The 13,086-nt window shown below is 69.6% G+C and carries 13 protein-coding genes; 7 read left to right on the forward strand and 6 right to left on the reverse strand.

Annotation, left to right across the window (positions count from 1 at the left end):
- The first annotated feature begins 456 nt into the window (after nucleotides 1-456).
- From pdhA to ACFVJQ_RS25160, 3 genes are read left to right on the forward strand one after another with little or no spacing between them, the layout of a single operon-like run.
- Nucleotides 457-1,746, forward strand: coding sequence for a pyruvate dehydrogenase (acetyl-transferring) E1 component subunit alpha (gene pdhA / locus ACFVJQ_RS25150; protein WP_385511599.1), 1,290 nt, complete (start codon nucleotides 457-459; stop codon nucleotides 1,744-1,746).
- 2 nt (nucleotides 1,747-1,748) lie between these two features.
- Nucleotides 1,749-2,744 carry an alpha-ketoacid dehydrogenase subunit beta gene (locus ACFVJQ_RS25155; RefSeq protein ID WP_385511601.1) on the forward strand — a complete coding sequence of 332 codons (996 nt, stop codon included), beginning with the start codon at nucleotides 1,749-1,751 and terminating at the stop codon, nucleotides 2,742-2,744.
- Between the two features lie 10 nt (nucleotides 2,745-2,754).
- Complete coding sequence (locus ACFVJQ_RS25160) at nucleotides 2,755-4,170, forward strand: dihydrolipoamide acetyltransferase family protein (RefSeq protein ID WP_385511603.1); 1,416 nt, start codon at nucleotides 2,755-2,757, stop codon at nucleotides 4,168-4,170.
- A gap of 133 nt (nucleotides 4,171-4,303) precedes the next feature.
- Here ACFVJQ_RS25160 and ACFVJQ_RS25165 read toward each other — a convergent pair whose 3' ends face one another.
- The 3 genes from ACFVJQ_RS25165 to ACFVJQ_RS25175 form a co-directional block, all read right to left on the reverse strand.
- Complete coding sequence (locus tag ACFVJQ_RS25165; RefSeq protein ID WP_385787083.1) at nucleotides 4,304-4,894, reverse strand: hypothetical protein; 591 nt, start codon at nucleotides 4,892-4,894, stop codon at nucleotides 4,304-4,306.
- A gap of 96 nt (nucleotides 4,895-4,990) precedes the next feature.
- Nucleotides 4,991-5,968 (reverse strand): D-alanyl-D-alanine carboxypeptidase family protein, encoded by a 978-nt coding sequence (locus ACFVJQ_RS25170; RefSeq protein ID WP_385511606.1) that lies wholly within the window; start codon nucleotides 5,966-5,968, stop codon nucleotides 4,991-4,993.
- A gap of 168 nt (nucleotides 5,969-6,136) precedes the next feature.
- The gene (locus ACFVJQ_RS25175; protein WP_385787086.1) at nucleotides 6,137-7,042 is read right to left on the reverse strand and encodes a D-alanyl-D-alanine carboxypeptidase family protein; all 906 of its coding nucleotides are present in this window, start codon (nucleotides 7,040-7,042) and stop codon (nucleotides 6,137-6,139) included.
- 194 nt (nucleotides 7,043-7,236) lie between these two features.
- On the opposite strand from ACFVJQ_RS25175, the gene ACFVJQ_RS25180 reads away from it, so the two are divergent.
- Together ACFVJQ_RS25180 and ACFVJQ_RS25185 are read left to right on the forward strand one after the other, a co-directional pair.
- Nucleotides 7,237-7,902 carry a GntR family transcriptional regulator gene (locus tag ACFVJQ_RS25180; RefSeq protein ID WP_224736599.1) on the forward strand — a complete coding sequence of 222 codons (666 nt, stop codon included), beginning with the start codon at nucleotides 7,237-7,239 and terminating at the stop codon, nucleotides 7,900-7,902.
- Nucleotides 7,899-9,194 (forward strand): nitrate/nitrite transporter, encoded by a 1,296-nt coding sequence (locus tag ACFVJQ_RS25185; protein ID WP_385511609.1) that lies wholly within the window; start codon nucleotides 7,899-7,901, stop codon nucleotides 9,192-9,194. The genes ACFVJQ_RS25180 and ACFVJQ_RS25185 overlap by 4 nt, the downstream gene beginning before the upstream one ends.
- A gap of 68 nt (nucleotides 9,195-9,262) precedes the next feature.
- Here ACFVJQ_RS25185 and ACFVJQ_RS25190 read toward each other — a convergent pair whose 3' ends face one another.
- Entirely contained in the window at nucleotides 9,263-10,087 is an 825-nt protein-coding gene (locus ACFVJQ_RS25190) for a maleylpyruvate isomerase family mycothiol-dependent enzyme (protein WP_224736597.1), read from the reverse strand.
- A gap of 218 nt (nucleotides 10,088-10,305) precedes the next feature.
- Here ACFVJQ_RS25190 and ACFVJQ_RS25195 point away from each other — a divergent pair, with 218 nt between their 5' ends.
- Nucleotides 10,306-11,133 carry a carbon-nitrogen family hydrolase gene (locus ACFVJQ_RS25195; protein WP_385511611.1) on the forward strand — a complete coding sequence of 276 codons (828 nt, stop codon included), beginning with the start codon at nucleotides 10,306-10,308 and terminating at the stop codon, nucleotides 11,131-11,133.
- On the opposite strand, the gene ACFVJQ_RS25200 is transcribed toward ACFVJQ_RS25195, so the two are convergent.
- Together ACFVJQ_RS25200 and ACFVJQ_RS25205 are read right to left on the reverse strand one after the other, a co-directional pair.
- Nucleotides 11,130-11,624: an LURP-one-related/scramblase family protein gene (locus ACFVJQ_RS25200; RefSeq protein ID WP_385787091.1), complete on the reverse strand. Its 495-nt coding sequence runs from the start codon at nucleotides 11,622-11,624 to the stop codon at nucleotides 11,130-11,132. The genes ACFVJQ_RS25195 and ACFVJQ_RS25200 overlap by 4 nt on opposite strands.
- Nucleotides 11,621-12,625, reverse strand: coding sequence for a helix-turn-helix domain-containing protein (locus ACFVJQ_RS25205; protein ID WP_385511614.1), 1,005 nt, complete (start codon nucleotides 12,623-12,625; stop codon nucleotides 11,621-11,623). The genes ACFVJQ_RS25200 and ACFVJQ_RS25205 overlap by 4 nt, the downstream gene beginning before the upstream one ends.
- 52 nt (nucleotides 12,626-12,677) lie before the next feature.
- Between ACFVJQ_RS25205 and ACFVJQ_RS25210 the strand changes: the two genes are divergently transcribed.
- Complete coding sequence (locus ACFVJQ_RS25210) at nucleotides 12,678-13,064, forward strand: cupin domain-containing protein (protein WP_385511616.1); 387 nt, start codon at nucleotides 12,678-12,680, stop codon at nucleotides 13,062-13,064.
- The last annotated feature ends 22 nt before the right edge of the window (nucleotides 13,065-13,086 follow it).

Below are 13,086 nucleotides of genomic sequence, written 5' to 3' on the forward strand. Positions count from 1 at the left end.
ACCCGGCGAGCCTGTGAGCTGGGCGTTGTCACAGGAAGTCGTCGATGGTCGCTTTCGGTCACAAGTGGGTGATCCCGCTCGCGCACTCTCGTGATCGTCAAGGAAAATAACCTGATTTCCCCTTCTTCGTGCAAGAAGACTGTGTCACACACCAACTCTTCCCGTGTCGCGGGTGCGCGGGATAACGTGCCCGTGTTCCGGCCCCCTGCAAGGCTGTGACCTGGGCCCCTTCCCGACTTTGCGATTTACTTGGATTTCCAAGCAAAAACGCAGGTCAGGAGGGGTTACACAGAAATGTGGAGCACTGGGTAACGTGCCTCTTGCAGGGCGCTCGCCGGGGCACCTGTCACGCCTGTTCCCGGCCGAGTGGCACCCACCCCGTGCCCGAGGGTCGGATCAGGTGAGCCGCACTGGCCTACCGGCAACCCCGGGGGCCGGACCGACGGAGGAGCACACGTGACCGTGGAGAGCACTGCCCCGCGCAAGCCGCGACGCAGCGCCGGAAGCAAGGCCGGGTCCACCGGCGCCGAAGCAACCGACGCCACCGGCACCCAGCGCACCACCCGCACGACCGCCAAGAAGACCACCGCCAAGAAGGCCACGCCCGCCAAGCGGGCCGCCGGCGCCAAGAAGGCCACGGGCGCCGCCCAGACCGCCGGCCCCGAGCTGGTGCAGCTGCTGACGCCCGAGGGCGAGCGCGTCCGGAACGCCGACACCGCCGCGTACGACGAGTACGTCGCCGACATCACCCCCGAAGAGCTGCGCGGCCTGTACCGCGACATGGTGCTCACCCGCCGCTTCGACGCCGAGGCCACCTCCCTGCAGCGCCAGGGCGAGCTGGGCCTGTGGGCCTCACTGCTCGGCCAGGAGGCCGCCCAGATCGGCTCCGGCCGGGCCCTGCGCGACGACGACTACGTCTTCCCGACCTACCGCGAGCACGGCGTCGCCTGGTGCCGCGGTGTCAACCCGACCAACCTGCTCGGCATGTTCCGCGGCGTCAACAACGGCGGCTGGGACCCGAACGGCAACAACTTCCACCTCTACACGATCGTCATCGGCTCCCAGACGCTGCACGCCACGGGCTACGCCATGGGCGTCGCCAAGGACGGCGCCGACTCCGCGGTCATCGCCTACTTCGGTGACGGAGCCTCCAGCCAGGGCGACGTCGCGGAGTCGTTCACGTTCTCCGCGGTCTACAACGCCCCCGTGGTGTTCTTCTGCCAGAACAACCAGTGGGCGATCTCCGAGCCGACCGAGAAGCAGAGCCGCGTCCCGCTCTACCAGCGCGCGCAGGGTTACGGCTTCCCCGGCGTCCGCGTCGACGGCAACGACGTGCTGGCCTGTCTCGCCGTCACCAAGTGGGCGCTGGAGCGGGCCCGCAGCGGCGAGGGCCCGACGCTGGTCGAGGCGTACACGTACCGCATGGGCGCCCACACCACCTCCGACGACCCCACCCGGTACCGGGGTGACGAGGAGCGGCTGGCCTGGGAGGCGAAGGACCCGATCCTGCGCCTTCGCCGCCACCTGGAGTCCGCAAACCACGCGGACGAGGGATTCTTCGCGGAACTCGAGGCGGAGAGCGAGGCGTTGGGCAGGCGAGTGCGCGAAGCGGTCCGTGCCATGCCGGACCCGGACCACTTCGCCATCTTCGAGAACGTGTACGCGGACGGGCATGCGCTCGTCGACGAGGAGCGAGCCCAGTTCGCCGCCTACCAGGCGTCGTTCGCGGACGTAGAGGGGGTCTGAACATGGCCGTGGAGACTGTGACATCCAAAAACATGGCCCTGGCCAAGGCGATCAACGAGTCGCTGCGCCGCGCCCTGGAGACCGACCCCAAGGTCGTCATCATGGGCGAGGACGTCGGCAAGCTCGGCGGCGTGTTCCGCGTGACCGACGGACTGCAGAAGGACTTCGGCGAGAGCCGCGTCATCGACACCCCCCTCGCCGAGTCGGGCATCGTCGGTACGGCGATCGGCCTGGCCCTGCGCGGCTACCGCCCGGTCGTGGAGATCCAGTTCGACGGTTTCGTCTTCCCGGCGTACGACCAGATCGTCACCCAGCTCGCGAAGATGCACGCGCGCTCGCTGGGCAAGGTCAAGCTCCCGGTCGTCGTCCGCATCCCCTACGGCGGCGGCATCGGCGCGGTCGAACACCACTCCGAGTCCCCGGAGGCGCTGTTCGCGCACGTGGCGGGCCTGAAGATCGTGTCGCCGTCCAACGCCTCGGACGCCTACTGGATGATGCAGCAGGCCATCCAGAGCGACGACCCGGTGATCTTCTTCGAACCCAAGCGGCGCTACTGGGACAAGGCCGAGGTCAACACGGAGGCGATCCCCGGCCCGCTGCACAAGGCACGGGTCGCCCGCGAGGGCACCGACCTCACTCTCGTCGCGTACGGCCCGATGGTGAAGCTCTGCCAGGAAGTCGCGGACGCGGCCGCCGAGGAGGGCCGCTCCCTGGAGGTGCTGGACCTGCGCTCGGTCTCCCCGCTCGACTTCGACTCGATCCAGGCCTCGGTGGAGAAGACCCGCCGCCTGGTGGTCGTCCACGAGGCGCCGGTGTTCTTCGGTTCCGGTGCGGAGATCGCCGCCCGGATCACGGAGCGCTGCTTCTACCACCTGGAGGCCCCGGTGCTCAGGGTCGGCGGCTACCACGCCCCGTATCCGCCGGCCCGCCTGGAGGAGGAGTACCTGCCCGGCCTGGACCGGGTGCTGGACGCCGTCGACCGCTCGCTGGCGTACTGAGGAGAGGGTCGTGACGACGATGACGGAAGCTTCCGTACGCGAGTTCAAGATGCCCGACGTGGGCGAGGGCCTGACCGAGGCCGAGATCCTCAAGTGGTACGTCCAGCCCGGCGACAAGGTCACCGACGGCCAGGTGGTGTGCGAGGTCGAGACCGCGAAGGCGGCCGTCGAACTCCCCATCCCCTATGACGGCGTGGTCCGCGAGCTGCACTTCCCCGAGGGCACGACGGTGGACGTCGGCACGTCGATCATCGCGGTGGACGTGAGCGGCGGCGCACCGGCACCGCAGGCGCCCGCCGAGCCGCAGCAGGCGCCGGCGCAGGAGGAGCCGAAGCCGGAGGGCCGCCAGCCGGTCCTCGTGGGGTACGGCGTGGCCACGTCCTCCACCAAGCGCCGCCCCCGCAAGGGCCCCGAGGCCCCGGCCCAGCAGGCCTCGGCCGCGATCCAGTCCGAGCTGAACGGCCACGGGACACCGACGACGGCCACCCCGGCGCCGCCGCCCACGGCTCCCACCACGCCTCCGCAGCAGCGCCCCCTCGCCAAGCCGCCGGTGCGCAAGCTGGCCAAGGACCTCGGCATCGACCTGGCGACGGTCACCCCGACCGGCCCGGACGGCATCATCACCCGCGAGGACGTCCACGCGGCGGCGGCCCCGCCGAAGGCGCCCGAGCCGGTGACGCCGGCCCCGGTCGCGACCCCGGCACCGGTGGCCACGTACGACTCGACCCGCGAGACCCGGATCCCGGTCAAGGGCGTCCGTAAGGCCACGGCCGCCGCCATGGTCGGCTCGGCCTTCACCGCGCCGCACGTCACGGAGTTCGTGACGGTCGACGTGACGCGCACGATGAAGCTGGTCGAGGAGCTGAAGGAGGACAAGGAGTTCACGGGCCTGCGCGTGAACCCCCTGCTGCTCATCTCCAAGGCCCTCCTGGTCGCGATCAAGCGCAACCCGGACATCAACGCGTCCTGGGACGAGGCCAACCAGGAGATCGTGGTCAAGCGCTACGTCAACCTGGGCATCGCCGCGGCCACCCCGCGCGGCCTGATCGTCCCCAACATCAAGGACGCGCAGGACAAGACCCTGCCGCAACTGGCCGAGGCGCTGGGCGAGCTGGTCTCGACGGCCCGCGAGGGCAAGACGTCCCCGTCGGCCATGCAGGGCGGCACGATCACCATCACCAACGTCGGCGTCTTCGGCGTCGACACCGGCACGCCGATCCTGAACCCCGGCGAGTCCGCGATCCTCGCGGTCGGCGCGATCAAGCTCCAGCCATGGGTCCACAAGGGCAAGGTGAAGCCACGCCAGGTCACGACACTGGCGCTCAGCTTCGACCACCGGCTGGTGGACGGGGAGTTGGGGTCGAAGGTCCTTGCGGACGTGGCGGCGATCCTGGAACAGCCGAAGAGGTTGATCACCTGGGCGTGACGCGTCGGGGACCGGCACGTTGAATTACGAAGGGGCGGCCGCAAGTTCGGATTGCGGCCGCCCCTTCATTCATGAGCTGGCTCAGAGCGATCGAGCACGTAGACCGGCACACCATCCTCACTCGCGCCCACACTCACCGCCGAAGGGCACCGCGCCACTCGCCCTCACGTGGCGTCGAAGGACCAGAAGAGCCGAGTTCGTTCTCGGAGACCGCGATCAGACCCACGTCCCAGTCGTGATCGCTGAACGGGTCACAGCCGGTGATGGAGTGGTAGAAGTCCGGTGGGTCACCTGGCCCGTACCAGCCGTTGGTGAAGAACTGGCTGGTTGGAGAGGAGAAACGGGCGAGGAGCACCCTCGCCTTCTCCTCGAGCCCGGGGCGGCGGTCCTCGAAGCCCGGCTCCTTGGTGACATCCAGCCAGTTGGTCGTGATCGCGACCAGGAGTTGCTCGGCCGAAGCCCGGGGAATCTTCCGGAGTCTGGACCGCCAGTCAGGGCCCGGAGTTGCGAAAGGGACCAGCCAGTCTGCCCGCCACTCCTCGTCGCCCTCCTGGTAGAGCTCCAGTGACCGCCAGGCGCGCGGATCCGAGACCTCCTTGCGCAGCAGCGCGAGAGCGTCCTGGGACCAGTCCTCGTGGGTGCGGGGTCCCACCGCGACGATCGAGTACCGCCGCTCGTACACGGTCAGGGCGTTCGCCCAGGATGCGGCATCCGGTGCTGTCATCGGCTCTCCCGGGAAGGGTGGATCGGCCGGCGATGAAAGGGCCCACCGCTCGACTGCGGTGGGCCCCCTTCGTACGGATGCTGTGTGTTCCTTCGGTCAGTCCCGCTGGGCGCCCGACGGCAGCGTGCGCAGTTGCATCGTGCTCGCCGTGCTGCTGCCGAAGGCGTAGTCCATCAGCTTCGCGGCGTCCGTGAAGCGGTACTGGTCGTTGAGGAGTACGCCGACGACCGTCTTGCCGTCACGGGTTCCGGCGAAGACGAGGCAGGGGCCGGCCGGGGTGTTGGTGCCCGTCTTCACGCCGATCGCGCCGCTGTAGGAGCCCAGCAGCTGGTTGGTGTTGTACCAGGTGTACGTGCGGGTGCCGCCGGTGCTCGTCGTCGCGTACTGCACGGTCTTCGTCTTCTTCACGATGCCCGCGAACGTCGAGAACGTCATCGCGCTGCGGGTGAGCTTGGCGAGGTCGCGCGGGGTCGTGTAGTTCGTGTTCTGTGTCGAGTTGCCGTCGAACGAGTCGAAGTGCGTGTTGGTCAGGCCGAGCGCCTCGGCCTTCTTGTTCATCTTGGCGATGAAGTTCTTGGTGCGGGCCGCGACCGTCGTGCCGGTGCCGAACTTGTCCGCGAGGGCCATCGCGGCGTCGCAGCCGGACGGCAGCATCATCGCGTGCAGCAGCTGGCGCACGCTGACCTTGTCGCCGGTCTTCAGGTCCGCGGTGCTCGCGCCCTTGGCGGCGACGTAGTCCCGGTAGGCCTGCTTGATGGTGACCTTGGTGTCCAGGTTCACGTCCGGGATGGCCAGCACGACGCGGGCCGTCATGATCTTGGTGGTGCTCGCCATCGGCCGCTTGGTGTCGGCGTACTTGCTGTAGAGCGTGGAGCCCGTCGCACTGTTGAGCATGAACGCGCCCTTGGCGCTGACCGTCGGGGCGGTCGCCGCCTGGGCGGGTGCGGTCAGGGCGCCGCCCGCGACCAGCGCGCCGGTGGTGGCGACGACGGCTGCGGCTCTGCGGAAACGTACGCCCTTGATGCCGGTTATCACTATGAACGCTCCGAGTGTGCGAAATGCCCGGTAAGGCATCTGCGATGTGGAGGGGGGAGGCTCTGAGGAGACTCGCGAGGAGCGTTCGGGGATGTACGGCCCGGCATAACGAAATCACCACGGTGACCGAGGAACGTCCAAGGGGGCGGCCGCCGTCGAGCGGTCCGCCCCCTTGCCGGTGAGCCGGTGAGCCGGTCGTCCTGGGCGTCAGCCCAGGCTGGTGAAGCCGTAGTTCATCAGCTTCTTCGCGTCCGTCTCACGCTGGGCGATCGAGGAGGAGGCGAGCACCGTGCCGATGACCGTCTTGCCGTTGCGGGTGGCGGCGAAGACGAGGCAGTACTTGGCCTCCGGGCCGGAACCGGTCTTCACGCCGATCGCGCCGCTGTAGGTGCCGAGCAGGCCGTTGGTGTTCTTCCACGGCGCCATCGTGCGGACGCTGCCGGTCTTCGTGATCGTCTTCGCCGTGTACGACTTCGTCTTGACGATCGTGCGGAACGTGGAGCTCTTCATCGCGCTGCTGGCGAGCTTGGTCAGGTCGCGCGGCGTCGAGTAGTTCGCTCCGTTGCCGATGCCGTCGAAGGAGTCGAAGTGCGTGTTCGTCAGGCCGAGGTTCCTCGCGGTGGTGTTCATCTTGCCGATGAACGACTTCACGCGCGCGGCCCGCGTCGAGCCCGTGCCGAACTTGTCGGCGAGCGCGTACGCGGCGTCGCAGCCCGACGGCAGCATCAGGCCGTACAGCAGCTGGCGCACGGTGACCTTGTCGCCGACGATCAGCTTGGCGTTGGAGGCCCAGTTGTTGTCGACGATGTAGTCGCTGTAGGCCTTCTGGATCGTGACCTGGGCCTCGAGGTTGAGGTTCGGCTGCGAGAGCACGACCTTCGCGGTCATGATCTTGGTGGTGGAGCCGGTGGAACGCCTGGTGTCCGCTGCCTTTGTGTACAGCGTCTTGCCGTTCGCGTTGTTCATGACGTAGCCGCCCTTGGCCACGATCGAGGGCGCGGCGGCGGCCTGCGCGGGCGCAGCGGAGAAGGCACCGGCCGCGAGCATGGCGCCGGTGGTCACGGCGACGGCAGTGGCTCTGCGGATACGGGTGCCCTGAATGCCGGTTGTCAAGTGAAGTACCCCGATTACGTTGAATGCCCCTGATGTGCGGCCGAGTTGTGGTCGGTGGTCCGAAGGCGAAAGAGGCCGCACATGTGTGACTCGTAAGGAGCGTAGAAGGTTGTGCGGCGGATGGGACGGATCCCCTTACGTCCGCATGCTGGAAGGGTGCCGCCATGCGCACGTGTTGTATCTATGCTGTGCTCATGCCTTCCGCTCCGACGCCCGTACCCGTGAAGCAGCCCCCCGCCGCCGACCGCGTCTACTCCCACGTCAAACAGGGCGTCCTGGACCGCCGTTACGAGGGCGGAACCCTGCTCACCGAGGGCGAGCTGGCCGATGCCGTCGGGGTCTCCCGCACCCCGGTGCGCGAGGCGCTGCTCCGGCTGGAGGTCGAGGGCCTGATCAAGCTGTACCCGAAGAAGGGCGCCCTCGTACTGCCCGTCTCCGCGCAGGAGATCGCGGACGTCGTCGAGACCCGGCTGCTGGTGGAGGAGCACGCGGCCCGTAAGGCCGTACCCGCACCGCCCGGTCTCATCGAGCGGCTCGAGGAACTGCTCGCACGGCAGAAGGAGCAGGCCGCCGCCGGGGACCTGGCCGCGGCCGCGGTCACCGACCGCTGCTTCCACGCCGAGATCGTCCGCAGCGGCGGCAACGAGATCCTCTCCCGGCTCTACGACCAACTCCGCGACCGGCAGCTGCGGATGGGTGTCGCCGTCATGCACTCCCACCCCGACCGGATCGCCAAGACCCTCACCGAACACGAGGAGATCCTGCAGGCGCTGCGCTCCGGGGACGCCGACGCGGCCGTCGGGGTCGTCCACCGGCACATCGGATGGTTCTCGCACCTCGCCCGGGGTGAGGTCCGATGAGCGGGGCCGCCCTCCCGGGCGATCCGCCCGGCGGCCGGCGCGCCGTCGCCGTCTGGGGCACAGGCGTCGCCGTCTACTTCGTCGCCGTCATCTTCCGTACGTCCCTGGGCGTCGCCGGCCTCGACGCCGCCGACCGCTTCGACGTGGGCGCCTCCGCGCTGTCGACGTTCTCGATCCTCCAGCTCCTCGTCTACGCCGGCATGCAGATACCCGTCGGCCTGCTGGTCGACCGGCTCGGCACCAAGAAGGTGCTGGGGATGGGCGTCGTGCTGTTCACGGCGGGCCAGCTGGGATTCGCGTTCTCCCCCACGTACGGGATGGCCCTCGCGTCGCGGGCGCTGCTGGGCTGCGGCGACGCGATGACGTTCATCAGTGTGCTGCGGCTGGGCAGCCGATGGTTCCCGGCCCGGCGCGGACCGCTGATCGCGCAGCTCGCCGGGCTGGTCGGCATGGCGGGCAACCTCGTCTCGACGCTCGTCCTCGCCCGGCTGCTGCATGGCATCGGCTGGACGGCCGCGTTCGCGGGCAGTGCGCTCGCCGGGGTCGTGGTCCTCGTCCTCCTGCTGCTGTTCCTGAAGGACCACCCCGAGGGACACGAGCCGGAGCCGGTACCGCATCAGGGAGCGGCGTACGTACGGCGGCAGATCGCCGCGTCCTGGCGGGAGCCGGGGACTCGGCTCGGGCTGTGGGTGCACTTCACGACCCAGTTCCCGGCGATGGTGTTCCTGCTGCTGTGGGGGCTGCCGTTCCTGGTCGAGGCGCAGGGACTGTCCCGGGCCACGGCCGGTGAGCTGCTGACCCTGGTCGTGCTGTCGAACATGGCGGTCGGACTGGTGTACGGCCAGATCATCGCCCGGCACCACGGGGCGCGGCTGCCGCTCGCGCTGGGCACCATCGGGGCGACCTCGCTGCTGTGGGCGGCGACGCTCGTGTATCCCGCCGAGCATGCGCCGATGTGGCTGCTGATCGTGCTCTGCACGGTGCTTGGCGCGTGCGGGCCGGCCTCGATGATCGGGTTCGACTTCGCGCGGCCGGCGAATCCGCCGGAGCGTCAGGGGACGGCGTCCGGAATCACCAACATGGGTGGTTTCGTCGCCTCGATGACCACGTTGTTCGCGATCGGCGCGCTGCTCGACGCCACGGACGACGACTACACGGTCGCCTTCTCGTCCGTGTTCGTGCTCCAGGCGCTGGGCGTCACCCAGATCCTGCGCCTGCGCAGGCGAGCGGCCCGCCGGGAGCGGGAACGGCTGGTGGCGAGCCGGGTGGAGACGGTGCACGTGCCGGCGTGAGCCGATGTCCGCCGGTGGCCCGACCCGGAACTCGTCCCCTACCTCTCAGGGGGCCGCGCCCGGAGGCCCTACGGCGTCACCGTGAAGTTCCGCAGGATCGCCGCCGTCAGGTCCGGGTCGCCCTCCGTCTTCACCCGGTCCGCGACCGCCTCCGGCGTCACCCGGCCGCAGGCCAGGCGGACGTAGGTCTCCCAGTCGAGGGTGAGGGTGGCGGCGGGGCCGAGGGCGGGAGCCGTCTCGAGGGTGCCGCGGCCCTGGATGTCGACGCGGATCGTGCGCAGGAACTCGACGGGGCCGTGGACGTCGAAGACGATCGCCGAACTGCGGGGAGCCCCGGCCTTGTTCGCGACGACGTCCGGGAGGGCGGCCAGCAGGACGTCACGGGTCACCTGCGCGCCGGGGGAGTCGAGGTTGCCGGGGCGGCCCACAGCGACGCGCAGGTCCTGCTCGTGCACCCACACGTCGAAGGCGTGGCCCCGCATGGCCTCCTCGAGGGTGAGCTCGGTGCCCAGCGGCCCGCGCACCTTCGTACCGGGGTCGCGCGACTCGTTGCGCAGTTGCCGGTTGCGGCGAATGATCGTGTACTCCAGCTCGGAGGTCATCTCGGGCGCCGTGTGGTGCCGGCGGACGTCGACCTGCATCTCCATGTAGCGCTGGTGGTCGTTCGTGACGTGGAACAGGTCGCGCGGCAGCGTGTGGATGGGGCGCGGGTCGCCGAGCATCTCGCAGTCGAGGCCGATGACATGCGAGACGACGTCACGCACGGACCAACCCGGGCACGGGGTCCGCCGGTTCCAGTCGGCCTCCACAAGCGGCTGCACCAGCTCGGATATCGCTTCGATGGAGTGGGTCCAGGCGTCGGCGTAGGGCTGGAGGGTGGGATGCAGACTCACGGAACGGGACCCCTCGGCGGTCGGAACACGGGCAGGTTGTGGCGGCATTGCCAGTGGGAGATGGCTGCGGTCGGCGGCGTCTCGGGACTCCCTCGGTTCTCGGCTGCGCTCGAACCGACGGGACCCCCAAGTTACGCTGCTGCGAGGCACCCCGGCAGTGCTTTCGTGTGACGATCGTAGGCCCGTGTGGACGGCTCGAATGCCAGGACGGTGGTAGTGTGCGCGCCTCTCTGATCCAGATCGCCGTAGACGAGGGCGAATCGGTCGATTCTCGTCGGCGTCGGGCCGCCTCGCTCGTACGGGAACAGGCCGGTGCCGATCTCGTCGTGCTGCCGGAGCTGTGGACCACCGGGGCGTTCGCCTACGAGGAGTTCGCCCGGGAGGCCGAGCCGCTCGAGGGGCCGACGCACGAGGCCATGGCGAAGGCCGCGAGCGACGCCGGCGTGTGGCTGCACGCGGGCTCGATTCCGGAGCGGGGTGAGTCCGACAGTGTCCCGGCCGCGGGCGAGGGGCCGCTGTACAACACGTCGCTCGTCTTCTCTCCCTCCGGTGATCTGGTCGCCGCCTACCGCAAGATCCACCGCTTCGGCTTCGACAAGGGCGAGGCCGTGCTGATGGGCGCGGGCGACGAGCTGGTGACGGTCCGCATGCCCGGCGTGACGACGCTCGGCCTGGCGACCTGCTACGACCTCCGTTTCCCCGAACTCTTCCGTGGGCTCGTCGACGCCGGTGCCGAGACCTTTGTGATCCCGGCGGGCTGGCCGGAGCGCAGGCGCTCCCACTGGACGCTGCTGGCTCAGGCGCGGGCGGTGGAGAACCAGGCGTTCGTCCTCGCGTGTGGAACAGCCGGGACACATGCGGGAGTTCCGCAGGCCGGTCACTCGATCGTGGTGGATCCATGGGGAACGGTCCTGGCGGAGGCCGGCCGCGGCGAAGAGGTCCTCACCGTGGAGCTCGACCACGGCAAGGTGGCCCAGACCCGGGAGCAGTTCCCGGCCCTGAAGGACCGCGTACTCGGCCTCCCGACCCCGCGCCCGGGCCGTTAGCCGTCCTCCCGTTCCTTCTCCGCCAGGTGGATCACGCACACCGTCACCGCGATCAGCAGCGCCGGATCCGCGTCGTCCCGGACGACGTCCACGCCGTACGTGTCCCGGACGTTCAGCCACCGCCGGGAGATGACCGCGAGCAGCTCACCGTCGTACTCGACGGCGAACTCGCGGTCGGCGATCTTGCCGCTGACGTCGAGCTCCGTGCCGTCCACCAACGTCACCCGATAGTGGTTGCGCAGCAACGACAGCCGCTTCCGCCTGATCCGCGCGAGCGGCTCGCCGTCCCGCTCGATGAGCATCGTGTCCCGCAGGGCGAACATCTTCTGGCGGATGTCGATCAGCACCCGACCCTGGGTGTCCTTCAGCTCGAAGGTGTCCCGCAGCCGGATCGCCTTGCCGTCGACGAGGAACACCTTGTTGCCGTGGTCGTCCTCGATCCAGTAGTCGTCACCGAAGGAGAGGAGCCGGTCGCGTACGAGGAATCTCATGACATGACCGGTTCCCCACCGGCCGGCCCGAAACGCCGCCGGTAGGCCGACGGGCTGAGCCCGGTCTCCCGCCGCAGCCGCTCCCGCAGGTTGGCCGCCGTCCCCAGACCACTGCGCGCGGCCACCACCTCCAGCCGTTCCTCCCCGCGCTCGATCAGCCGGCACGCCAGCGCCACCCGCTCCCCGGTCAGCCACGCCAGCGGCGTCGTGCCGAGCTGGGCGCGGAACCGCCGGTGCAGCGTGGCCGGGGACACCGCTGCCCGCGCCGCCAGGTCCGCGACCGTGAGCGGCTCGCCGAGCCGTTCCTGCGCCCACGCCAGCAGTGGCCCCAGCGACTCGTCCGGCACCTGCGGAACCGGCCGCTCCACGAACTGGCGCTGACCGCCGTCCCGGTGCGCGGCGAACACCAGGCGTCGGGACACCGCGTTCGCGATCTCGGCGCCATGGTCCCGGCGCCAGATGTGCAGCCCGAGGTCGAGCGCGGCCGCGCTGCCGGCGGCGGTGAGGATGTCGCCCTCGTCGACGAAGAGCACGTCGGGCTCCAGGACCACCTTCGGGTGCAGCTCACGGAAGGAGTCCGCCCAGCGCCAGTGGGTGGTGGCCCGGCGCCCGTCGAGCAGCCCGGCCTCGGCGAGCGCGAAAGTGCCCGTGCAGAAACTCACGACACGTGCCCCGCGCGCGTGGGCCCGCCTGATGGCGTCGAGGACGGCGGCGCCGCGAGGTACGACGTTGTCGGGCCGGCCTGGAACGACGAGGGTGTCGGCCTCGTCCACGGCCGCCAGGCCGGGCACCCCGGTCAGCGTGAAGAAGCCGTGATTCATACGGATCCCGGGCGTGGGTGTGCACAGGGTCACCTCGTACAGCGGACCCGGCAGACCGAGCTCCGGCCTGGGCAGACCGAACAGCTCGGTCGCGACGCCCACCTCGAACGGGTTGGTGCCGTCGTCGACGATGACCGCGACGCGGTGCGGACGGGGTGGCTGAGAGGATCCTTGCGCCATATGCGATTCCTAGCACTCGTCCAGGTGCGCCACCACAGCCGACGATGGCCTCATGGAACCCATCGCCCTGGGCAAGGCCCTCGCCTCCTTCACAGACCAGTGGAGCCCCCGCATCGTCACCGCCGTCAACGACTACGACGTCCGCGTCGCGAAGGTCGAGGGGGAGCACGTCTGGCACGTGCACGACCACACCGACGAGTTCTTCCTCGTCCTCGACGGTGAACTGCACATCGCCCTGCGGGAGGCGGCCGGCGAGCGCACGGTCGTCCTCCCCAAGGGCTCGGTGTTCACCGTTCCGCGCGGCACGGAACACAAGCCGTACGCCCCCGTCCCGACCGCGATCCTCCTCTTCGAACCCACCGGCACCCTCACCGTCGGCGACCACCACGACGCCGTCCCCGACCACGTGGACGCGACGACGGGACATGCGCTGGGGTGATTGTCGGTGTTGGGTGGCACGC

Origin of the sequence: Streptomyces sp. NPDC127197, from assembly GCF_042672405.1 — a bacterium.
In the GTDB taxonomy this organism is placed as follows: Bacteria; Actinomycetota; Actinomycetes; order Streptomycetales; family Streptomycetaceae; genus Streptomyces; species Streptomyces flavusporus.

Coding starts and splice junctions, on each gene's coding strand:
- ACFVJQ_RS25155 (WP_385511601.1), top strand. CDS start 1,749: ATGGCCGTGGAGACTGTGACATCCAAAAACATGGCCCTGGCCAAGGCG.
- ACFVJQ_RS25165 (WP_385787083.1), bottom strand. CDS start 4,894: ATGACAGCACCGGATGCCGCATCCTGGGCGAACGCCCTGACCGTGTAC.
- ACFVJQ_RS25170 (WP_385511606.1), bottom strand. CDS start 5,968: ATGCCTTACCGGGCATTTCGCACACTCGGAGCGTTCATAGTGATAACC.
- ACFVJQ_RS25180 (WP_224736599.1), top strand. CDS start 7,237: ATGCCTTCCGCTCCGACGCCCGTACCCGTGAAGCAGCCCCCCGCCGCC.
- ACFVJQ_RS25185 (WP_385511609.1), top strand. CDS start 7,899: ATGAGCGGGGCCGCCCTCCCGGGCGATCCGCCCGGCGGCCGGCGCGCC.
- ACFVJQ_RS25200 (WP_385787091.1), bottom strand. CDS start 11,624: ATGAGATTCCTCGTACGCGACCGGCTCCTCTCCTTCGGTGACGACTAC.
- ACFVJQ_RS25205 (WP_385511614.1), bottom strand. CDS start 12,625: ATGGCGCAAGGATCCTCTCAGCCACCCCGTCCGCACCGCGTCGCGGTC.
- ACFVJQ_RS25210 (WP_385511616.1), top strand. CDS start 12,678: ATGGAACCCATCGCCCTGGGCAAGGCCCTCGCCTCCTTCACAGACCAG.